The organism is Bradyrhizobium monzae (assembly GCF_021458635.1).
In the GTDB taxonomy this organism is placed as follows: Bacteria; Pseudomonadota; Alphaproteobacteria; order Rhizobiales; family Xanthobacteraceae; genus Bradyrhizobium.
Window position 1 is genome coordinate 533,553 of record NZ_JAIRDQ010000004.1, and the last position, 21,690, is coordinate 555,242.

At 65.9% G+C, this 21,690-nt stretch carries 14 protein-coding genes; 11 read left to right on the plus strand and 3 right to left on the minus strand.

Annotated features, from left to right (window positions below; genetic code table 11):
- Positions 1–73: 73 nt before the first annotated feature.
- Entirely contained in the window at positions 74–1,435 is a 1,362-nt protein-coding gene (locus tag K3F49_RS18840) for a serine protease (protein WP_234682439.1), read from the plus strand.
- A gap of 79 nt (positions 1,436–1,514) precedes the next feature.
- Here K3F49_RS18840 and ggt read toward each other — a convergent pair whose 3' ends face one another.
- The 3 genes from ggt to mutM form a co-directional block, all read right to left on the minus strand.
- Complete coding sequence (gene ggt, locus K3F49_RS18845) at positions 1,515–3,194, minus strand: gamma-glutamyltransferase (protein ID WP_234682440.1); 1,680 nt, start codon at positions 3,192–3,194, stop codon at positions 1,515–1,517.
- A gap of 134 nt (positions 3,195–3,328) precedes the next feature.
- The gene (locus K3F49_RS18850; RefSeq protein ID WP_234682441.1) at positions 3,329–3,883 is read right to left on the minus strand and encodes a GNAT family N-acetyltransferase; all 555 of its coding nucleotides are present in this window, start codon (positions 3,881–3,883) and stop codon (positions 3,329–3,331) included.
- 6 nt (positions 3,884–3,889) lie between these two features.
- Positions 3,890–4,771: a bifunctional DNA-formamidopyrimidine glycosylase/DNA-(apurinic or apyrimidinic site) lyase gene (gene mutM, locus K3F49_RS18855; RefSeq protein WP_234682442.1), complete on the minus strand. Its 882-nt coding sequence runs from the start codon at positions 4,769–4,771 to the stop codon at positions 3,890–3,892.
- 81 nt (positions 4,772–4,852) lie between these two features.
- On the opposite strand from mutM, the gene ubiE reads away from it, so the two are divergent.
- The 10 genes from ubiE (at position 4,853) to addA (ending at position 21,657) form a co-directional block, all read left to right on the plus strand.
- Positions 4,853–5,614 (plus strand): bifunctional demethylmenaquinone methyltransferase/2-methoxy-6-polyprenyl-1,4-benzoquinol methylase UbiE, encoded by a 762-nt coding sequence (ubiE, locus tag K3F49_RS18860; RefSeq protein ID WP_234682443.1) that lies wholly within the window; start codon positions 4,853–4,855, stop codon positions 5,612–5,614.
- The gene (gene ubiB, locus K3F49_RS18865; protein ID WP_234682444.1) at positions 5,611–7,185 is read left to right on the plus strand and encodes a 2-polyprenylphenol 6-hydroxylase; all 1,575 of its coding nucleotides are present in this window, start codon (positions 5,611–5,613) and stop codon (positions 7,183–7,185) included. Before ubiE ends, ubiB begins: the two co-directional genes overlap by 4 nt.
- 73 nt (positions 7,186–7,258) lie before the next feature.
- Positions 7,259–8,707 (plus strand): bifunctional phosphopantothenoylcysteine decarboxylase/phosphopantothenate--cysteine ligase CoaBC, encoded by a 1,449-nt coding sequence (gene coaBC, locus K3F49_RS18870; protein WP_234682445.1) that lies wholly within the window; start codon positions 7,259–7,261, stop codon positions 8,705–8,707.
- Entirely contained in the window at positions 8,704–9,162 is a 459-nt protein-coding gene (gene dut / locus K3F49_RS18875; RefSeq protein WP_234682446.1) for a dUTP diphosphatase, read from the plus strand. Before coaBC ends, dut begins: the two co-directional genes overlap by 4 nt.
- 352 nt (positions 9,163–9,514) lie before the next feature.
- Complete coding sequence (locus tag K3F49_RS18880; protein WP_234682447.1) at positions 9,515–12,019, plus strand: sensor histidine kinase; 2,505 nt, start codon at positions 9,515–9,517, stop codon at positions 12,017–12,019.
- Positions 12,016–13,536, plus strand: coding sequence for a tRNA (adenosine(37)-N6)-threonylcarbamoyltransferase complex ATPase subunit type 1 TsaE (gene tsaE, locus K3F49_RS18885; RefSeq protein WP_234682448.1), 1,521 nt, complete (start codon positions 12,016–12,018; stop codon positions 13,534–13,536). Before K3F49_RS18880 ends, tsaE begins: the two co-directional genes overlap by 4 nt.
- 87 nt (positions 13,537–13,623) lie before the next feature.
- Entirely contained in the window at positions 13,624–13,941 is a 318-nt protein-coding gene (locus K3F49_RS18890) for a PilZ domain-containing protein (RefSeq protein ID WP_234682449.1), read from the plus strand.
- Positions 13,942–14,065: 124 nt separating this feature from the next.
- Positions 14,066–14,788 carry a nucleotidyltransferase family protein gene (locus tag K3F49_RS18895; protein ID WP_234682450.1) on the plus strand — a complete coding sequence of 241 codons (723 nt, stop codon included), beginning with the start codon at positions 14,066–14,068 and terminating at the stop codon, positions 14,786–14,788.
- A 216-nt stretch (positions 14,789–15,004) separates the two neighbouring features.
- Positions 15,005–18,151, plus strand: a complete 3,147-nt coding sequence (gene addB, locus K3F49_RS18900; protein WP_234682451.1) for a double-strand break repair protein AddB — start codon at positions 15,005–15,007, stop codon at positions 18,149–18,151.
- On the plus strand, positions 18,145–21,657 hold the full coding sequence (gene addA / locus K3F49_RS18905) for a double-strand break repair helicase AddA (protein ID WP_234682452.1): 3,513 nt from the start codon (positions 18,145–18,147) through the stop codon (positions 21,655–21,657). The genes addB and addA overlap by 7 nt, the downstream gene beginning before the upstream one ends.
- The last annotated feature ends 33 nt before the right edge of the window (positions 21,658–21,690 follow it).

Here is a 21,690-nt window from a genome sequence, read left to right on the forward strand (position 1 = left end):
CGCCCCGAGATTGTTCGCGACCAACGAGATGTGCTTCAATGGCAGCGCGTTCAATGGGCTGGCTGGATTTGTCATGAGATCGATGCTTGCGGCAACACTGATGTTGGCGTCTGCCACAGGCGCCGGCGCCCAGATGACGACACCACAGGTCCCCGGCACCAAGCCGAAAGTGGTCCAGACCGTTCCGATCAAGCCGCCCGCCCTGCAGACGCCGTCGGAAACCGCGGATGGGATGGCGCAGGCCGAGCGGCTGTCGCTGCAGTCCGACCTCGTCTGGGTGGGCGAATATAACGGCGCCATCACCGGCGATGTCAGCTCGCGCATGGTCGACGCCATCAAGGCGTACCAGAAGGCCAAGGGCGGCAAGCCGACCGGCGTGCTCAATCCGCAGGAGCGCGCCGCGCTCGCCGAAACCGCCCGGCGCAAGCAAGACAGCGTCGGTTGGAAAATCGTGACGGAAATGACCAGCGGCGCACGGCTCGGCATTCCCTCAAAGCTGGTGCCGCAGCAGGCCAGCGACGCCAACGGCTCGAAATGGAGCTCGCCGACCGGAACGGTGCAGGTGCTGCTGAGCCGTCACAAGGAGGCGAACCCGACGACGGCAAAACTCGCGGAAGCCGAGAAGAAAGAGCCGTCCGGACGCAAGGTCGACTATACCGTGGTCAAGCCCGACTTCTTCGTGCTGTCGGGATTGCAGGGCCTGAAGAAATTTTACGTGCGCGGCACCTCTAGGGGCGACGAAGTCCGCATCATGACGATCCTCTACGACCAGGCGACCGAGAACACGGTCGAGCCGGTCGTGATCGCGATGTCGAGCGCGTTCAACGCGTTTCCGACCGGGCCGCAAGCCGGACCGCCGCCGCGCAAGGCCGTCGAATATGGCACCGGCATCGTCGTCAGCGACGACGGTGCAATTCTGGCCGACCGTCTCGTCACGGAGTCCTGTCTCGCCATCACCATCGGCGGCTACGGCAATGCCGATCGTCTCGCCGAGGACAAGGAGCACGATCTCGCGCTGCTGCACATCTATGGCGCACGTGGCTTGAAGCCGCTCAACCTTGCCAGCGACGCAGCGAAGACAAGCGTCGATGTCGTCGGCATCGCCGATCCCCAGAGCCAGGGCGGCGCGGCGGGCGTGTCGAGCGTCAAGGGCGCGCTGGCATCGGTCGGTGGCGGCGATGCCGCACTGTCGCCACCGCCGGCCGTTGGATTTTCCGGCGGGCCGGCAGTCGATGGCGAGGGCAAATTCGCAGGCGTGACGCTGTTGAAGCCGGCAATGGTCGCGGGACCTGCAACGGTGGCGCCGGCATCACAAGCCGTGATGGTTTCCGCAGATGCGGTCCGCGATTTCCTGAAAGCGAACGGCGTCGCCGCGAACGGCACATCGACCGATGCGAAGGCAGCGGTCGTTCGCGTGATCTGCGTGCGGAAGTAGGGCGAACGGTCAACGCAAACTCTCGTGTCCCGGACGCGGTGCGGCACGAAGTGACGCGCCGCAGAGCCGGGGCGCGAGACTAGGCGAGCCTAAATCGAATCCCGCTCTTCGCAAGCCCACCCGAAATCCCGACCGGCGTGCCGTCCGCGCGCCAGCAGGCCGCGCCGGTCATGGTGCCGTCGTCGTGGAAGGCGATGCCGTTCATGCCGCCGGCGACCGTCGCGACGGGCTGAACCTTGTGGCCGAGCGCCGCGAGCTTGGTACGCACGCTCTCCGGCACCGCCTGCTCGACCTCGAGCGCATTACCTTCGGTCCAGACCCGCGGCGCTTCGACCGCTTCCTGCAGGCTCATGCCGTGGTCGATCAGATTGAGCAGGGCCTGCATCGCGCTCGGGAAGATACGCTTTCCGCCGGGCAAGCCCAGCGCATAGCGCAGCTTGCCGTCGCGGAGTGCCATCATTGGCGACATCGAGGTCGTCACGCGCTTGCCTGGCGCGAGCGACAGCGCGTGGCCCGGCCGCGGATCGAACAGGTTCATGTAATTGTTGGCGATGGCCCCCAAACCCGGGATCATGATCTTGGCGCCAAACAGATTATTGATGGTCTGCGTGGTCGCGACCACGTTTCCAAAAGAATCTGCCGCCGTCATGTGCGTGGTGTGCGCGCTTTCGAGCTGCGTCACGCCGGCGCCAAAAGCCTGCGCACGCGCCGGATCGATCGCGCGGCGGCGCTCCTCGGCATAGGCTTTTGACGTCAGCTTCTCCACGGGCACGCCGACATAATCAGGATCACCGCTGGCTGCGGCGCGATCGGCGAAGGCGATCTTCAGGACTTCGGCGAGGTAATGGATGGTCTCCGACGTACCGAAGCCGAGCCCGCCGATATCAAAACCCTCCAGAATGTTCAGAATCTGCGCGATGTGCACACCGGAGGCCGCGGGCGGCGGCGGACCCAAAATGGTCCAGCCGCGATAGTCGGCGCGGATCGGCTGCCGTTCGACGGTCTTGTAATTGGTCAAATCATTGCGGCGGATGAAGCCGCCGGTCTTTTCCATGTAGTCGACGAGGATGTCGCCGAGCGACCCTTCGTAGAGCGCCGTCTCGCCGTGGCCGGCGATATACCGGAGCGTCTCGGCATATTCGGCCTGCACCACGCGCTCGCCGACTTTCAAGGGTTCTCCATCAGGCAAATAGATCGCCGCGATCGGCTTGTCCTTGCGCATCGTGGCGGCGCTCTCGCTGATGCATTCGTGCAAGTACGGCGTCGCAGCATAGCCGCGCGCGGCGTGCTTGATCGCGGGCTGCATGACATCGGCAAGCGACATGGTGCCGAACCGGCGCAGCGTCTCGCACCAGGCTTTCAACGAGCCCGGCGTAGCGACGGCCTTCGCCCCGTTGAGATTCTCGTTACCGACGGTGTCGAAGACGTCGTGCGCCGAGCCCGGCTTCGACGTGTAGGTGGTGTCGCGCACCGCCGCGGGCGCCGTGCTCTGGCCGTCGATGAAGCGATGGCTGCCGTCGGCGAGCCTGATGTGCGCCATGCCGCCGCCGATGATGCCGACCATCATCGGCTCGACCACCGTCAGCGTGAACAGGGTCGCGATCGCGGCATCGACGGCGTTGCCGCCGGCGGCCAGCATCTCGGCGCCGGCGATCGAGGCCAATGGGTGGTTGCTGACCACCATGCCGCGGCTCGAGACCGCCGGCATCTTCTGGCATTCAAAGCTCGTTGCCGTCCGGTCGCGCCAATTTCCGCCCATGCCGCTCGCTCCTCTCATGCACGGCGGCGAGCACATCATGCGCTGGACTGCGGGTCCAGTATTGGTACGGATTAGCTGGCATTCGCGATTCTGCCGGCAGCCCGGCCGTGACGCCGAGGAGACGTCATCGACACTCACACCCTGTCGCGTAGCCAGGTTTCACGCCGCACGATCCACTTCTCGGACTTCGACTGTCCGCCGTGATGGGCGAGCTCAATAAAGCCGACGAACTCCGCGCCGGTCTTCTGCTTGACCCGGCGCGAGGCCTCGTTGGTGGCGGCGTTGCAGACATAGAAATGATCGAGGCCGAGCGTGAGGAAGGCAAAGTCGTTCATCGCGGTGGTGGCCTCCGTCATCAAGCCACGCCCCCAGTAGGGCTCAGCCAACCAGAAGCTTCGATTGCCCTTGGTGCCGTCGGCGCAGGGGCGGAAATGAATGTTCCCGATGGCCTCACCATCGCCGCCCTTCAGGACCAGCACCCAATGGTGGAGCTCCTCGCCGGCTGAGATTTTGCCGAGCTGCGACCGGACAAAAGTATCCGCGCCGTCTGCCGGATACGGCCAGGGCACGAGGGCCGCGAGTTGCCGGATGATGTTCCAGTTGTCGAAATGGCGCTGGATCGCCGGCGCGTCGGACAATGCCAGCGGACGCAGGATCAGCCGTTCGGTCTCAAGCTGCGGCGTCTGCATGGACTTCTATTTCTGACATTTCGAGCACCAGAAGGTCGAACGGCCGTTCTGGGTAAAGCGCTTGACCGTGCCGCCACAGCGGGGCGTCGCGCATTTCTCATCCTCGCGGTCGTAGACCTTGAATGAGTGCTGGAAATAGCCGAGCTCGCCCGAGGTCTGGCGGTGGTCACGCAAAGACGAGCCGCCGGCCTTGATCGCATCATTCAGGACGGTGTGGATGGCTCCGACCAGTCGCGTCGCATGGTCCGTCGGCTCGCCCTTCTTGGTCGACAGCGTTGCCGCGATCCGGCGCGGCGACAGATGCGAGCGGTGCAGGGCTTCGCAGACATAGATGTTGCCGAGGCCGGCGACGACGCGCTGGTCGAGCAGCGCGGCCTTCAGGCTCGTGGTCTTGTCCTGGCAGGCGTGCGCCAGCATCGCTGCGTCGAACTCGTTGCCGAGCGGCTCGGGGCCGAGCCCGCGCAGCAGCGGCTCGTCGTCGAGCGCATTGCGCGCGATCACTTTCATGTAACCGAAGCGGCGCGGATCGTTGAAGATGATGTCGGCGCCCGAGGACATCCGAAACAGCACGTGGTCGTGCGCGGAGTCCTTCCCCCTGGGATAGTGAAACTCGCCGGGCGCGGCCTCGTTATCCGGCTTGACGACGCGGAACGAGCCCGACATGCCCAGATGCATCAGCAGCACGTCGCCGGAGGCGAGATCGGCCATGAGATATTTTGCACGGCGGCCGAGGCCCGTGACGATCTGCCCCTGCAGCCGGGCTACGAAGTCCGGCTGGAACGGAAAGCGCAAATCGGGCCTGCGGGCCTCCGCGACGACGATTTTCGCACCCTCCATGACGGGCTGAAGGCCGCGGCGGACAGTCTCGACTTCGGGCAATTCGGGCATGGTCAGGCATTCACCTTATGAGGGCGGTGTGATAGCGCCATTGCGGCGGCCGCGCTATGGTCGGCGCCGTGGAGTAGAGTAATGGATCGGCCGGGCGAAACCACGCATTTTGGCTTCAAAGACGTTCCCCTGGGGGACAAACAGACGCTGGTGAACGACGTGTTTCACAGCGTGGCGTCGCGCTATGACTTGATGAACGATTTGATGTCCGGTGGCCTGCACCGGGTCTGGAAGGACATCATGATCAACGCGCTCAATCCGCCGAAGAGCGACCGCCCCTTTGCATTGCTCGACGTTGCCGGCGGTACCGGCGACATTTCGTTCCGGGCCGCCAAAGCGGCAGGGCCGGGCTTCCATGCCACCGTTTGCGACATCAATTCCGACATGCTGGCGGTGGGCCGCGCGCGTGCCGCCAAACGCCACCTCGAAACCCAGGTCGATTTCGTCGAAGGCAATGCCGAAGCGCTCGCCTTCGCCGACCGCAGCTTTGACGCATATACGATCGCTTTCGGCATTCGCAACGTGCCGGAGATCGACAAAGCGCTGCGCGAGGCCTATCGCGTGCTTAAGCCCGGCAGCCGCTTCCTGTGCCTGGAATTCTCCACCGTCGAGATGCCCGGCCTCGACAAGATCTACGACCTGTTCTCGTTCAAGGTGATCCCGCCGCTCGGGCGTATGGTGACGGGCGACGCCGAATCCTACCAATATCTCGTCGAATCCATCCGCAAGTTTCCGAAGCCCAACACCTTCGCCGACATGATCCGCGACGCGGGCTTCTCCCGCGTGAGCTTTCAGACCCTGACCGGCGGCATCGTCGCACTGCATTCGGGTTGGCGTTTGTGATTTCTGCCATCACCCACATTTCGCGCCTGATCCGCGCCGCGTTCGTGTTTGCGCGCGAGGGCGTGTTCGGCTCCGTCGATCCGAGCCTGGTGCCGCCGCCCGGACAGCTTGCGCTGAAGCTCGCGCGCATCGTCGAGCGGCGCGGCCCGAAGGATGGTCCGCGGATGTCGCGTGCGCTGACCCGGATGGGTCCGGCCTATCTCAAGCTCGGACAGTTTCTGGCGACGCGGCCCGACGTCGTCGGCGTCGTGATGGCGCGCGACCTCGAAAGCCTTCAGGACCGCCTGCCGCCATTTTCGCAAGCGGAAGCCGAAGCCGCAATCTCGACGTCGCTGGAACGGCCGCTGAAGGATGTGTTCGTCAGCCTCAGTGCGCCGGTGGCCGCCGCCTCGATCGCGCAGGTGCATCGCGGCGAGGTCGAGCGCGATGGCATCCGCAAGCCTGTCGCGGTCAAGGTGCTCAGGCCCCACGTGTCCGCGCGCTTCCGCCGCGATCTCTCCGATTTCTTCTACGTCGCCCACAAGGCCGAGGCTTATTCCGCCGAAGCGCGACGGCTGCGCCTGATCGAAGTCATCAACACGATGTCGCGCTCGGTCGCGATGGAGATGGATCTGCGGCTGGAAGCCGCTGCGCTGTCGGAGATGGCGGAGAACACTCAGGGCGATCCTGACTTCCGCGTGCCGACCGTCGACTGGGACCGCACCACGCACAATGTGCTGACGATGGAGTGGATCGACGGCATCGCGCTGAACGATCACAAGCGCCTGGCGGAGGCGCAGGTCGACCTACCCGATCTCGGCCGCAAGGTGATCCAGAGTTTCCTGCGCCACGCGCTGCGCGACGGCTTCTTCCACGCCGACATGCATCCGGGCAATCTGTTCCTCGATGAGGCCGGCCGTCTCGTCGCGGTCGATTTCGGCATCATGGGCCGGCTCGGGATGAAGGAGCGGCGCTTCCTCGCCGAAATCCTGCTCGGCTTCATCACCCGCGATTATCGCCGCGTCGCCGAAGTGCATTTCGAGGCGGGCTACGTGCCCGCGCATCACTCGGTCGAGAATTTCGCGCAGGCCATCCGCGCCATCGGCGAGCCCATCCACAATCGCACCGCCGAGGAAATCTCGATGGCGCGTCTGCTGACGCTGCTGCTCGAGGTCACCGGCCTGTTCGACATGACGACGCGGCCCGAGTTGATCCTGCTGCAGAAGACCATGGTCGTGGTCGAGGGCGTGGCGCGCGGCTTCGATCCCAGGCTCGACATCTGGAAGGTCGCCGATCCCGTCGTGCGCGAATGGATCGAGCGCAATCTCGGGCCGATCGGCCGGGTGCAGGGCGCGCTCGCCGGCGGCGGCGACCTCGCCCGCATCCTGATGCGTCTCCCGGATCTTGCAGCGCGCTCGGTCGCGGTGATCGAGCAGCTCGAGACCATGACGCGGGAGGGCCTTCGGCTGTCGCCGGAGAGCATCGCCGCGATGGGGCGCAGCGAGGGCCGCAAGAACCGCTGGCGCACCGTCGCGCTCTGGATCATCGCCGCGACCTTCATTGGGATCCTCATCGCCGTCCGGAATCTATGATTGCCAAAAGACTTGATTGCAGTGCAATCAAGCGGGTGATAGCATCGCTATCATTCCGTGCTGGAGGGGCGTCATGGCAAGCCTGACCATCCGCAAGCTCGACGACACCGTCAAAGCCTATCTGCGGCTGCGCTCGGCCAGAAACCGCAGATCGGTCGAGGAAGAGGTCCGGGTCATCCTGCGGGAGCTGATCGAGGGCCGCGAGGAGCCGCTGACGCCGTTTGCGGTGCCGCCCGAGGCATCCCCTGCGGCCGCGCCGGCGCGCACCAGCGCCGTCCCCGAGGCCAGCGTTACCCTGATCATCGGCGGCGGAATCGCCGCCTTCAAGTCGCTCGACCTGATCCGCAGGCTGAAGGAGCGCCGCATCGAGGTCCGCTGCGTGCTGACCAAGGCGGCGGAGCAGTTCGTCACGCCGCTCTCGGTCAGCGCCCTCTCCCATGAGCGCGTCTACACCGATCTGTTCGATCCCCAGAGCGAGTTCGACGCCGGCCATATCCGTCTCGCGCGCGACTGCGATCTGATCGTGGTGGCGCCGGCGACCGCCGATTTGATGGCCAAGATGGCCAACGGCCATGCCGACGATCTCGCCAGCGCCATCCTGCTCGCAACCAACCGCAAGATCCTGATCGCGCCGGCGATGAATCCGCTGATGTGGAATAATCCGGCGACCCGCCGCAATGTCGCGCAGCTTCAGCGTGACGGCGTCCTGCTGATCGGCCCCAACTCAGGCGAGATGGCCGAAGCGGGCGAAGCCGGAATCGGCCGTATGTCCGAGGCGATCGAGATCGCCACCGCTGCAGAGCGGCTGCTGCGGCCGCCGGTACCGCGACCGCTCGCCGGCAAGCGCGTGCTGATCACCGCGGGCCCGACCCACGAGCCGATCGATCCGGTGCGCTACATCGCCAATCGTTCTTCGGGCAAGCAAGGCTTTGCCATCGCCGCAGCAGCACAGGCTGCCGGCGCCGAGGTGATTCTGGTAAGCGGCCCCGTGGACCTCGCCAATCCGCAGGGCGTGACGGTAAAGCGCGTGGAATCGGCGCGGCAGATGCTCGAGCAGGTGCAATCAGCGCTTCCGGCCGACATCGCGATCTTCGCCGCCGCGGTCGCCGACTGGCGCGTGGCCAATGAGGGCGAGCAGAAGCTGAAGAAGACCTCGGCCGGCATGCCGCCGCTGCAATTGGTCGAGAATCCCGACATCCTCGCCACGATCTCCAAGCTCGCCGACAAGCGCCCGCCGCTGGTGATCGGCTTTGCCGCCGAGACCGAGCACCTCATCGACAACGCCAAGACAAAGCTCGCCCGCAAGGGCTGCGACTGGATCGTCGCCAACGACGTCTCGCCCGCCACGGGCGTGATGGGCGGCGACCGCAACACCGTGCACCTCATCAGCAAGAATGCTGAGAACAACGGCGAGATCACAGTTGATTCCTGGCCGGTGATGACCAAGGAACAGGTCGCCATCGAACTGGTCGCGCATATCGCCAAAAGCGTGACCGACAAATCCCTGGAGCCGGCATCTTGAGCAGCAAAGTCACGGTCGAACTGCAGCACCTCGCGCACGCGGAAGGCCTGCCGCTGCCGGCCTATCAGACCACGGAAGCCGCCGGCCTCGACCTGATGGCGGCAGTGGCGGACAGCGAGCCGATGACGCTGACACCCGGCCAATATGCGCTGGTGCCGACCGGGCTCGCGATTGCCCTGCCGCCCGGACACGAGGCCCAGGTGCGGCCGCGCTCCGGGCTTGCGGCCAAGCACGGCGTCACCGTGCTGAACTCACCCGGCACGATCGACGCCGACTATCGCGGCGAGATCAAGGTGATCCTGATCAACCACGGCGCGGCACCGTTCGTGATCAAGCGCGGCGAGCGCATCGCGCAGATGGTGATCGCACCAATGGTCCAGGCCGCGCTGGTTCCGGTCGTGACGCTGTCGTCGACCGATCGCGGCGCCGGCGGCTTTGGCTCGACCGGACGCTAGTTTTTCTTACCTCTCCCGCTTGCGGGAGAGGTCGACACGCTCGCAGAGCGTGGCGGGTGAGGGCTCTTTCCTCTGGGGGGTTGTCCCGTTGCGGAGACACCCCTCTCCCCAACCCTCCCCCGCAAGCGGGGGAGGGAGCGCACCGTATCCGCACGACGCTAACGCGCACCAAATCCAACCGAATCATCCCGAAGACCTATGTGGGCTGGAACCCGCGCCCGGCATTTTTGTGGGGCCGCCTTTGCGTTCACGGTCTGGACTCTTACCGGTGGAGTCGCGGTGAGGGTATTGTCGTTTGATTCGCGTGCGGCGGGGGTCGCCGCGCGCAGATTCGTGCGGTCTTGGGGCAACTATGTCAGGCGTGATCGTGTCGATGCGTCGGACGCTGTTGTCGTGCACTTCGTTGGCGCGCAACGGCCTATTCGGAGGCGCTCTCGCAGCGCTGCTGCCGGCTGAGCCGGCGGAAGCCGCCGACCTCGTCGACACACTCTCGATATTGCTGGATTTCAACCGGCAGGAGCTCGCGGTGCTGGCCACCGCGCTGGCTTTGCTCGGCTTCACGGTCGTCGCCGCGATCCTGCTGATGCGCACGCGCGTGCGCACGGCCAAGAACGAGGCGGGGCTGCGCACGCGAATCAGGGAACTCCAGCTGCAGTCCGACCGCTTCGGCGCACTGCTGTTCGCCGAACCGCAAGTCCTGATCTCCTGGCCGGCCGGCGATCATCGCGCACAGGTCTCCGGCGACATTTCCATGGTGCTGCCGCGCGATTCGTCGCCGCAGCGCGTGCTCGCCTTCGGAACCTGGCTGCCACCGGAACCGGCGCTGCAGATGGATCACGCCGTCGACGCGCTGCGCGAGCGCGGTGACGGCTTCCAGCTCACGCTGACCACCGCCAACGGCCACACGCTGGAAGCGATCGGCCGCGCCATTGGCGGCCAGGCCATTGTCCGGATTCGAGAACTCTCCGGCCTTCGGCGCGATCTGGCCGAGACCCATCTGCGCTACAGGGCGCTGTCCGACGAAACCGAGATGCTGCGCGGCTTCGCCGCCGCCGCGCCGTGGCCGATCTGGGCCAAGGGCGAGAACGGCGCGCTGACCTTCGCCAATCCGGCCTATGTGCGCGCGACGGAAGCGACCAGCGTCGCGGATGCCCACGATCGGAAGCTCGAGCTGCTCGACAGCGCCGACCGCACCGCCATGGAGCGCAGCCTGAAGGAGGCAGCTCACTTCACCTCGCGGCTGCCGATCGTGACCGGCGGCGAGCGGCGCATGTACGACGTGCGCGCCGTCAATGTCGGCAATGCGAGCGTCGGTGTCGCGATCGATGCCAGCGAGGCGGATGCGCTGAGCGCGGCCCTGGTGCGGATGGCGGAGGCGCATCGCCGCACGCTCGACCAGCTCTCCTCCGGCGTTGCCGTGTTCGACGGCCATCGCCGGCTCGCCTTCTACAATGATTCCTATCGGCGGCTGTGGGACCTCGATCGCAGCTTCCTGGATGCCAATCCCGACGATTCCAGCGTGCTCGACAAGCTCCGCGCCGCACGAAAACTGCCGGAGCAGCCGGATTTCCGCGCCTGGAAGGCCAAGCTGCACGAGGCCTATCGCGCGGTCGAGGCCGCCAAGGACACCTGGTATTTGCCCGACGGCCGCGCGTTGTCGGTCGTCACCACGCCCAATCCCGAAGGCGGCGTCACCTATCTGTTCGACGACGTCACCGAGAGCCTCGAGCTCGCCCGCCGCTTCGACGGCATGATCCGGGTCCAGCGCGAGACCCTGGACAGCCTCGCCGAGGGCGTCGCCGTGTTCGGCAGCAACGGCAGGGCGCAGCTGTTCAATCCGGCGTTCCTGCGGATGTGGAAGCTGTCGAACGATTCCATGCGCGAGGAGCCGCATATCCAGACCGTCGAGGGCTGGTGCCATCAGTTGTTCGACGACCCCGTGGTCTGGCGCCAGATCCGCGAGGCCATCACCTCGATCGAGAACCGCGCCGACGTACCGATCAAGCTGGAGCGCAAGGACGGCAGCGTGCTCGACGGCATGATCCGGCCGCTGCCTGACGGCGCGACCATGCTGACCTTCCTCGACATCACCGACACCGAGAACGTCGAGCGCGCGTTGCGCGAGCGCAACGAGGCGCTGGAGACCGCCGACCAGATGAAGGTGGATTTCGTCCACCACGTTTCCTACGAGCTGCGCTCGCCGCTCACCACCATCATCGGCTTCGCGCATTTCCTCAGCGACCCCTCGACCGGGCCGCTGACCCCGAAGCAGGCCGAATATCTCGACTACGTCACCAAATCGACCAATGCGCTGCTGGCTCTGACCAACAACATCCTCGATCTCGCCACCATCGACGCCGGCGCCATGAAGCTGGAACTCGGCCCGGTCGACGTCAGCAAAACCATCGAGCTCGCCGCCGAAGGCATCCAGGACCGGCTCGCCACCGACCGCATCCGCCTCAAGGTCGAGATCGCGCCCGATGTCGGCAGCTTCGTCGGCGACGAGAAGCGCGTGGTGCAGGTGCTCTATAACCTGCTCGCCAATGCCGTGGGCTTCTCGCCGCAGGATTCCACCGTCGGAATCAGCGCGCGCCGTACCGAGCGCAGCGTGGTCTTCATTGTGACAGATTCCGGACCTGGAATACCCGCCGACATGAAGGACAAGGTGTTCAACTGGTTCGAAAGCCGCTCGCAGGGCTCGCGTCATCGCGGCGCCGGGCTCGGGCTTTCGCTGGTGCGCTCCTTCGTCGAGCTGCATGGCGGCAAGGTGCAGGTGGATTCGGTCGTCGGCAAAGGCACGGTCGTGATCTGCGACTTCCCGACCGACCAGGCGGCGCATCGCGACGCCGCCGAATGACAGCGCCGACCACATTCTCCGTCGCGCTCCACAACGAGACGGCCACTGCGCAATTAATGGCCGATCTCGCACTGCTGGTCGGCCCCGGCGATGTCATCACGCTCACCGGCGATCTCGGTGCCGGCAAGACCGCAGCGGCGCGCAGCCTGATCCGCTACCTCGCCGGCGACGACGAACTGGAAGTGCCGAGCCCGACTTTCACGCTGGTGCAGGGTTACGAGCTGCCGGCGTTTGCCGTGATGCATGCCGACCTTTATCGCGTCGAGGACGAGAGCGAGCTCGAGGAGATCGGACTGTCGCCGCTGCCGGATGCGACGCTGGTGCTGATCGAATGGCCCGAGCGTGCGCCCTCGGCGATGCCCACGGACCGCATCGACATCGCGCTGACGCATCGCCCGGCGCTGGGCTCGAATGCAAGGGCCGCCGACATCACCGGCTATGGCAAGGGCGCCGCGGTCGTCGCGCGGCTGCAGACGCTGCGAGAATTTCTCGACGCATCTGGCTACATGAATGCGACGCGCAAGCGCATGGCCGGTGACGCCTCGACACGCTCCTATGCGCGGCTGATCCGCGATGATGGCGTCGTCATCCTCATGAACTCGCCGCAGCGCCCTGATGGCGCGGCGATCTACAACGGCAAATCCTACAGCGCCGTGGTGCATCTCGCGGAGAACATCAAGCCATTCGTCGCCATCGACGAAGGCCTGCGCGCGGCAGGAATCTCGGCGCCCGCGATCCACCATTTCGACCTCGATCACGGTTTTCTGATCTCGGAAGATTTCGGCAGTGAAGGCGTGATCGAAGGCGATCCGCCGCGCCCGATCCCTGAGCGCTATGAAGCCGCGACCGACGTACTGGCCGTGCTGCACGGCAAGGCGCTGCCGGAGACTCTCCCGCTGGATGGGCAAACCCATGCCATTCCCGCTTGGGACACCGACGCACTGCTGATCGAGATCGGCTTGATGCCGGAATGGTATCTGCCCGATCGCGACGCGCCGCTGAGCGACGAGAAGCGTGCGGAGTTCTTCGCGATGTGGCGCGAGCTGCTGAAGAAACCGCTGGCCGCACCAAAAACCTGGATCATCCGCGACTACCACTCGCCGAATCTGATCTGGCTCGCCGATCGTACCGGCATGGCGCGCGTCGGCGTGATCGACTTCCAGGACGCCGTGCTCGGACCGCACTCCTACGACGTGGTGTCGCTGCTGCAGGATGCCCGCATCGACGTGCCCGAAACCCTCGAGCTGACGCTGCTGTCGCGCTACATCAAGGCGCGCCGCGTTGACGATGCAAGCTTCGATCCGGCCGGCTTTGCCGAGCTCTATGCCATCATGTCGGCACAGCGCAACACGCGCCTGCTCGGTACCTTCGCCCGGCTCAACCGCCGCGACGGCAAGCCGCATTATCTGCGGCACCAGCCGCGGATCTGGACCTATCTGCAGCGCTCGCTGGCACATCCGGCGCTCGCGCATTTGCGCGACTGGTATCTCGCGAACGTCCCGCCGCCTCAAAGCTGAGCCGAAACCGGTTTACCGGCTGTTAGCCATCGCACCGGTATCATCGCCCGCAGGCAGCCGGGCGAATAGGGGCTGGAGCAAGGGCATATGGCGGTCAAGACGGACCATCGCGGGAACAGTCGGGTTGTTTTCGAACGTGGGGTGCCGGCCCAGATGATGGGGATCGACGGCACCTGGCGGCGCGAATGCACGATGGAGGACGTCTCCGAGAGCGGCGCCAAGCTGACCATCGATGGCTCGATCGAAGGTCTGCACCTGAAGGAATTTTTTCTCGTCTTGTCATCCACCGGATTAGCGTACCGGCGCTGCGAACTGGCCTGGGTCAATGGCGACCAGATCGGGGTCAATTTCCTCAAGCAAGGCGACAAGAAGAAAAAGATGCGTTCCACAGCCGTCAGGGCGTGACGGCAACACACGTCGTACAACCGTCACGGCGGGTGGTTAAGGCCGTTGAGATGCGGTGCGGTCGAGTCCGGCCCGTGCTAGGATTGCTGCAAACGCGAATTTCAGAGGTTCGAGAAAGCGAAGCATGTCCGTCAAACCGACCAAAGCCATGGTGCTCGCCGCAGGGTTCGGCCTGCGCATGCGTCCGCTGACGGACAAGATGCCGAAGCCGATGGTGCCGGTGGCCGGCCAGCCGCTGCTCGACCACGTGCTCGACAAGCTCGCCCAAGCCGGCGTCACCGAGGCGGTGGTCAACGTTCATTATCTGCCCGACCAGATCATCGACCACACCGCAACGCGCCAGCATCCGCGCGTGACGATCTCGGACGAGCGCGACCAGGTGCTCGGCACCGGCGGCGGCGTGGTCAAGGCGCTGCCGCTGCTCGGCGATGCGCCGTTCTACCACGTCAATTCCGACACGCTGTGGATCGACGGCGTGCGCTCCAATTTGACGCGGCTTGCGGAAAACTTCGACCCCGAGCGCATGGACATCCTGCTGCTGATGGCGCCGACCGCCACCAGCATCGGCTATGGCGGCCGCGGCGATTACGGCATGCTGCCCGACGGCGCGCTGCGCAAGCGCAAGGAAAAAGAGATCGTCCCGTTCGTCTATGCGGGCGCGGCCATCCTGTCGCCGACGATCTTCGCCGATGCGCCGCAGGGCGAGTTCTCGCTGACGAAAATGTTCGACCGCGCCAACGACCAGGAGCGCCTGTTCGGCCTCCGCCTCGACGGCGTCTGGATGCATGTCGGCACGCCCGACGCGGTCCACGCCGCCGAAGAGGCGTTTCTGGAGAGCGTGGCGTAGGGCCAACCCCAACACGGTGCCGTAGGGTGGGCAAAGGCGCACTTGCGCCGTGCCCACCATCTCTCCCGATCGCAAAAAATGCGTGGGCACGCTTCGCTCTGCCCACCCTACGAAACCGTCCTAGCCCCGCGAACAGCGGGGACGATTTCGTCCCGGCCCATATCCATTTGAGCACGCCTCCCTATATTGGCGCCTGATTCCCGAATCAGGCGGCCCATGCGCGTTTTCAGCGTTCCCCTCTCAGTTCCGTTCCTGCGCACCATCGTCACCGCCCTGCTCGACGGCCGGCTGGTCGACGGGTTCGAGGCACGCAAGGAACCGGCGCGACTCGCGGACGCCACGCTCTATCTGCCGACCCGCCGTGCCATGCGCGTCGTCAGGGAGATATTCCTCGACGAGATGAAGGCGGACGCCGTGGTGCTGCCGCGCATCGTCGCGCTCGGCGACATCGACGAGGACGAGCTGGCCTTCACCGACGAAGGCGAACAGTTTTCCGGCACAACGCCGCTCGAGATTCCGCCGCGGCTCGGCGAGCTCGAACGGCGGCTGACGCTGGCGCAGCTCGTTGCCGCCTGGGCCAAGGGTCCGGTGCTGGCGCCGCTGGTGGTCGGCGGTCCCGCCTCGACGCTGGCGCTGGCCGGCGACCTCGCCCGCCTGATCGACGACATGGTGACGCGCGGCGTCGACTGGAGCGCGCTCGATGGCCTCGTGCCCGACCAGCTCGATCGCTACTGGCAGCACTCGCTCGAATTCTTGCGCATCGCCCGCATCGCCTGGCCCAGTCATCTCGCCGAGATCAACCGGATCGAGCCCGCGGCACGGCGCGATCTCCTGATCGCTGCAGAAGCCAAGCGCCTGACCGCGCATCCCCATGGCCCTGTGATCGCAGCCGGCTCGACCGGCTCGATGCCGGCCACCGCCAAGTTTTTGCACGCAGTCGCCTCGCTGCCGCATGGCGCCGTGGTGCTGCCGGGCCTCGACACCGATCTCGACGACGACGCGTGGCGAAGCATCGGCGGCGTGCGCGATTCGCTCGGCAAGTTCGCGGAGCATCCGGCCTCGAACCATCCGCAATATGCCATGCACGCGCTGCTGGATCGTTTTGGCATCAAGCGCAGCGACGTCGAGATCCTTCAGCCGCCGGCCGACGGCGGCCGCGATCTGCTGGCGTCGGAATCGATGCGGCCCTCCGCCAAGACGGAAGTCTGGCACGACCGGTTGAAGCAGCCCGATGTCGCCACAAAGATCGTCGGCGGGATGAACAATCTCGCGGTGGTCGAAGCTCCCAATCCCGAGATGGAAGCGCTCGCCATTGCGATTGCGATGCGCGAGGCGCGCCATCTCGACAAATCGGCGGCGCTGGTGACGCCGGATCGCGCGCTGGCGCGACGGGTGATGGCCGCGCTGACCCGATGGGATCTCGCCTTCGACGATTCCGGCGGCGACGTCCTAATGGAAACCTCCGCCGGCGTATTTGCGCGCCTTGCGGCAGAGGCAGCGACCAAGGGATTGGAGCCGCCGACGCTGCTGGCGATGCTGAAACACCCGTTGTGCCGGCTCGGCCGCGCGCCGGGTGCTTGGAAGACCGCCATCGAGGGGCTGGAGCTCGCCGTGTTACGCGGCACGCGTCCGCCTGCAGGCACCGGCGGCCTGTTGCGTGAGTTCAATCGCTTTCGCGAGGAGCTGGCAAAGCTGTGGCGCAGCGAGGTCTCCGCGTTGCATCACGCCGAGCCCCGCGCGCGTCTGAAGGCGGATGACCTCGATCGCATCCAGGCATTGCTCAATGCCTTGCAAAAGGCCCTGGCGCCGATCGAGAGCCTGGTGTCGTCAAAGCCGTTCGACTTTGCCGAGCCTGCACATCGCCATCGCGAGATCCTGATAGACTTGTCGCGCGACGAGCAGGGCATTCCGCTCGCCTTCGAGGAGCGCGAAGGCCTCGCGCTCGCTGGCGCCTTCGACGATCTCCTGCGCGGCGGCACGACCAGCGGATTGATGGTGACACTCTCCGACTACGCCGAATTGTTCCAGACCGCGTTCAGCGACCGCGCGGTGCGGCGACGGGACAAGCCAGGCGCGCGGCTGCAGATCTACGGCCCGCTGGAATCGCGCCTGATGCAGACCGACCGAATCATCATCGGCGGCCTCATCGAAGGCGTCTGGCCGCCAGCCCCGCGAATCGATCCCTGGCTCAGCCGCCCGATGCGGCACGAGCTTGGTCTCGATCTGCCGGAGCGCCGCATCGGCCTCTCCGCCCACGACTTCGCGCAACTGCTCGGCGGCGACGAGGTGATCCTCACCCATTCCGCCAAGGCCGGCGGCGCACCGGCGGTGGCTTCGCGTTTCCTGCACCGGCTAGAAGCTGTCGCCGGCGACGAGCTCTGGAAGACCGCCATTCGCGCCGGCGAGAAATACGTGCAATTCGCCGGCGCTCTGGACCAGCCCGCCGAAGTCACGCCGATCAAGCAACCGGAGCCACGGCCGCCGCGCGCGATGCGGCCGTTGAAGATGTCGGTGACCGCGATCGAGGACTGGCTGCGCGATCCCTACACGATCTACGCCAAACGCATCCTGAAGCTCGATGCGCTCGATCCCGTCGACATGCCGCTCTCGGCCGCCGATCGCGGCTCGGCGATCCACGATGCGCTTGGCGAATTCACGGAGACCTATGCCGCGCACCTGCCCGACGATCCCACGCGCGTGCTGCGCGCGATCGGCGAAAAGTATTTTGCCCCGCTGATGGAGCGGCCCGAGGCACGCGCGCTGTGGTGGCCGCGCTTCCAGCGCATCGCGCGCTGGTTTGGCGAATGGGAAACGGCGCGGCGTGACGTCATCGAGGCCATCACCGCGGAGACCCGCGGCGAGATCTCGATCAGGCTCGACAACGAACGCAGCTTCGTTCTCTCCGCCCGTGCCGACCGCATCGAGCGGCGCCAGGGCGGCGGCTACGCCATTCTCGACTACAAGACCGGCCAGCCGCCGACCGGCAAGCAGGTCCGCATGGGCCTGTCGCCGCAGCTCACGCTGGAAGCCGCGATCCTGCGCGAGGGCGGCTTCCCCGACATCGACGCCGGCGCGTCCGTGAGCCAGCTCGTCTATGTCCGCCTGAGCGGCAACAATCCACCGGGCGAGGAGCGCATTCTCGAGCTCAAGTACAAGCAAGGCGACGAGCCGCAGCCGCCTGACACTGCGGCAGCGGAAGCGCGGGCCAAGCTGGAGGCGCTGATCCGCGCCTTCGACGACGAGAACCAGCCCTACACGTCGCTGAACCTGCCGATGTGGACCAACCGCTACGGCGCCTATGACGATCTCGCCCGGATCAAGGAATGGTCCGCGGCCGGCGGCCTGGGGATCGAGGAATGGTGAAGGCGCCCCGCCCCATTCCGGATGAAGTGCGCGCGCGGCAGGCGCGTGCCTCCGATCCGACCGCCTCGGCTTTCGTGTCGGCCAATGCCGGCTCGGGCAAGACCCATGTGCTGGTGCAGCGCGTGATCCGCCTGCTGCTGTCAGGCGTACCGCCGGAGAAGATTCTCTGCATCACCTTCACCAAGGCTGCCGCCGCCAACATGGCCGAGCGCGTGTTCACCACGCTTGGTCATTGGGTGACGCTTGATGACGCCGCGCTCGATGCGGCGATCCGCGCGGTCGGCATTCCGCACCCCAATACAAAACTGCGCCGCGAAGCGCGAAAACTGTTCGCCTGCGCGCTGGAGACGCCGGGCGGATTGAAGGTGCAGACGATCCACGCGCTGTGTACGCGCCTGCTCCAGCAATTTCCGTTCGAGGCCAACGTGCCGGCGCGCTTCGCCGTGATGGACGACCGCGACCAGACCGACATGATGGAGCGCGCCAATCTGAAGGTTCTGCTGGAGGCCGCGCGCGATCCGGAGACCGTCACCGGCCGCGCGCTGCTGACCGCAATGGCGAGCGCCGCCGACGTCACCTTCAAGGAGGTCGTGCGCGAGGCGTGCTTAAGCCGCGACCATTTCATGGCCTGGACCGATGAGGCCGGCAACCCAGGGGAGGCCGCCGAACAAATGGCGACCGTGCTGGGCGTCGATGCAAGCGACCGCATCGAGGATGTCGAGACGGAGATTCTCGATGGCCCGTTCCTGCCGCGCTGGCGCTGGGACGACATTGCGTTTGCGCTTGATGATGGGAATAAGACTGAAAAGGATCAAGCCGATTGCTTAAGGTCGGCGAAGGCATTCTCGGGGGGCGCGCAAGTTGATGTCTATCTTGGCGTGTTCTTGACTGATGATAAGAAGCAACCGCGTAAGACGTTGTTGACCAAGCAATTTTGCAAGGATCATCCATCCGTCGCTCACCTGTTCGATAATGAAGCACGGCGGCTCGACGTACTGATCGAGAGGCGCCGCGCGTTGACCGTACGCGACCGCACCGCGGCTCTCCTGCACATCGCCACCGCCGCCGCCGCAAATTACCGCCGCGAGAAGCAGGAGCGCGGGCTGCTCGACTACGACGATCTCATCGACAAGACGCTGGCGATGCTGAACCGCATCTCCGCAGGCTGGGTGCATTACAAGCTCGACCGCGGTGTCGATCATGTGCTGATCGACGAGGCCCAGGACACCAGCCCGCGGCAATGGGACATCGTTGCCCACATCATCTCGGAGTTCACGGCCGGCGAGGGCGCGCGCGAGGGGCTGAACCGCACGGTGTTCGCCGTCGGCGACGAGAAGCAGTCGATCTTCTCATTTCAGGGCGCAGCCCCGCATGAATTCGACGCGCGCCGCCGCGAGCTGCACCGCAAGTTCACCGCGGCCGGGCTGAAATTCGATCCGGTCGCCTTCACCTATTCGTTCCGCTCCGGCGCCGCGATCCTGCATTCGGTCGACCACGTCTTTCGCGAGCCCGCGATCTACAAGAGCATCCATTCGGCCGAAATCGGCCATCCCCTGCACAATGCACTCGCCGATGCCGGTCCGAGCGTGATCGAGCTGTGGGATCTTGCCGAGGCCGATGACAGGCAGGAGATCGAGGGCTGGCGCGCGCCGTTCGACGGCGTCGCCGTCACCAGTCCGGAGGTCAAGCTCGCCCGCCGCATCCAGGCCGAGATCAAGCGGCTGGTCGAGAGCGGCACGCTGACGGGACACGAAGGTGAGCGGCGTCCCTTACGCTATGGAGACATGCTGATCCTGGTGCGCCGGCGCGGCAACGCATTCGACGCAGTGATCCAGGCGCTGAAGCACGCCAACGTTCCCGTCGCCGGTGCCGACCGGCTCAAGCTGACCGAGCACATCGCGATCATCGATCTGATGAACCTCGCAGATGCACTGCTGCTGCCGCAGGACGATCTCGCGCTCGCGGTGGCGCTGAAGAGCCCGCTGTTCGGTCTCGACGACGACGATTTGTTTAGGCTTGCCCATGACCGCAAGGGATCGCTGCGCCGCGCGCTCGGCGAGCACGCAGCCGAAAGCGAGAAGTTCGCGACAGCGCTGCGACGCCTTGAGGCCTGCGAAATCCGCGCGCGCGAGGAGACGCCGTTCGCCTTCTATGCCTGGCTGCTCGGCGGTGATGGCGGGCGCGCGCGCATCCTGCGCCGGCTCGGCCACGAGGCCAATGACGCGTTGGACGAATTTTTGGAGCTGGCGCTGAACTGCGAGCGCAAGGCACCGGCCTCGCTGCAGGGCTTCATGGCCTGGCTGCGCTCGGCTGACACCGAGGTGAAGCGCGACATGGAGATCACGCGCGACGAGGTGCGGGTGATGACCGTGCACGGCGCCAAGGGTCTCGAGGCTTCGGTCGTGTTCATGGTCGACACCACCTCGTCGCCCGCGGACTCGCAGCGGGTGCGGCTGATCCCCGTGCCGCACGGCAATGGCGGCGAGGTCGTGGTCTGGGCCGGGCGCAAGGCCGATGACCCAAAGCCGGTCGCCGACGCGCGCAAGGCGATGCTGGAGGAGACCGAGGACGAATATCGCCGCCTGCTCTATGTCGCGATGACGCGCGCGGCCGACCGGCTGGTCGTGGGCGGCTGCCTGCCCGGCAACATGAGGACGGTCCGCAAGCTGAGCTGGTACGACCTCGTCGACACCGGGCTCACCGGCTCCGGCCTGGACAAGCAGACGATCGAAACGCCGCTCGGCAAGGTCACCCGATTCGCCCGGCCGGAGGATGTCGCAGCGCTGGGCACGCCCGCGACAAGCGTGGACCGGACGATCACGCTGCCGGACTGGCTGCGGACGCCGGCGCCGCGTGAGACCATCGACGACGATCCGGTGCGTCCCTCCGGCCAGTCGACCGAAGACGGCCGCAGCGTACGGGCCGGCGAATCAGTCCAGTCGCGCGCACTGGCGCTGCAGCGCGGCACGCTGGTGCACCGATTGCTGCAGTCTCTGCCCGAGATCGCACCCGACCGCCGGCGCGAGGCCGCGCTGGGCTTCATGACCCGCAATGCCGGCGACTGGACTGAGGCCGATCGCGTTGCGCTAGCCGACAAGGTGCTCGCCCTGATCGCCGAGCCGCGATTCGCAGCCGTGTTTGCCGCCGGCAGCCGGGCGGAAGTCGCCATCGTCGGGAAACTCGACCGGCCGGGCCACCCGCCGGCGCTGGTGTCGGGGCAGATCGACCGGCTGGTCGTTCGTCCGGACGAGGTTTTGATCGTCGATTTCAAGACCAACCAGACCGCCCCCAAAAGCGCCGCGGATGCCCCCGCCGCCTATGTCCGGCAGCTTGCGCTGTACCGGGCGGTGCTGGCGCGGCTTTATCCCCAAAAGCCGGTTCGAGCCGTCCTGCTCTGGACCGAGGCCCTTGAATATATGGAGATTTCAGCCCCCGCGCTGGACGCGGCGCTGGCATCCCTTCATCTCAGTGTGAGCGTCCTTGACCCAGCAAGAGGCCGTTCATAGGTTGAGGCCATGATCCAGGGCGCGATTCCATGT

Coding starts and splice junctions, on each gene's coding strand:
- K3F49_RS18840 (WP_234682439.1), top strand. CDS start 74: ATGAGATCGATGCTTGCGGCAACACTGATGTTGGCGTCTGCCACAGGC.
- ggt (WP_234682440.1), bottom strand. CDS start 3,194: ATGGGCGGAAATTGGCGCGACCGGACGGCAACGAGCTTTGAATGCCAG.
- K3F49_RS18850 (WP_234682441.1), bottom strand. CDS start 3,883: ATGCAGACGCCGCAGCTTGAGACCGAACGGCTGATCCTGCGTCCGCTG.
- mutM (WP_234682442.1), bottom strand. CDS start 4,771: ATGCCCGAATTGCCCGAAGTCGAGACTGTCCGCCGCGGCCTTCAGCCC.
- ubiE (WP_234682443.1), top strand. CDS start 4,853: ATGGATCGGCCGGGCGAAACCACGCATTTTGGCTTCAAAGACGTTCCC.
- coaBC (WP_234682445.1), top strand. CDS start 7,259: ATGGCAAGCCTGACCATCCGCAAGCTCGACGACACCGTCAAAGCCTAT.
- K3F49_RS18880 (WP_234682447.1), top strand. CDS start 9,515: ATGTCAGGCGTGATCGTGTCGATGCGTCGGACGCTGTTGTCGTGCACT.
- tsaE (WP_234682448.1), top strand. CDS start 12,016: ATGACAGCGCCGACCACATTCTCCGTCGCGCTCCACAACGAGACGGCC.
- K3F49_RS18890 (WP_234682449.1), top strand. CDS start 13,624: ATGGCGGTCAAGACGGACCATCGCGGGAACAGTCGGGTTGTTTTCGAA.
- K3F49_RS18895 (WP_234682450.1), top strand. CDS start 14,066: ATGTCCGTCAAACCGACCAAAGCCATGGTGCTCGCCGCAGGGTTCGGC.
- addB (WP_234682451.1), top strand. CDS start 15,005: ATGCGCGTTTTCAGCGTTCCCCTCTCAGTTCCGTTCCTGCGCACCATC.
- addA (WP_234682452.1), top strand. CDS start 18,145: ATGGTGAAGGCGCCCCGCCCCATTCCGGATGAAGTGCGCGCGCGGCAG.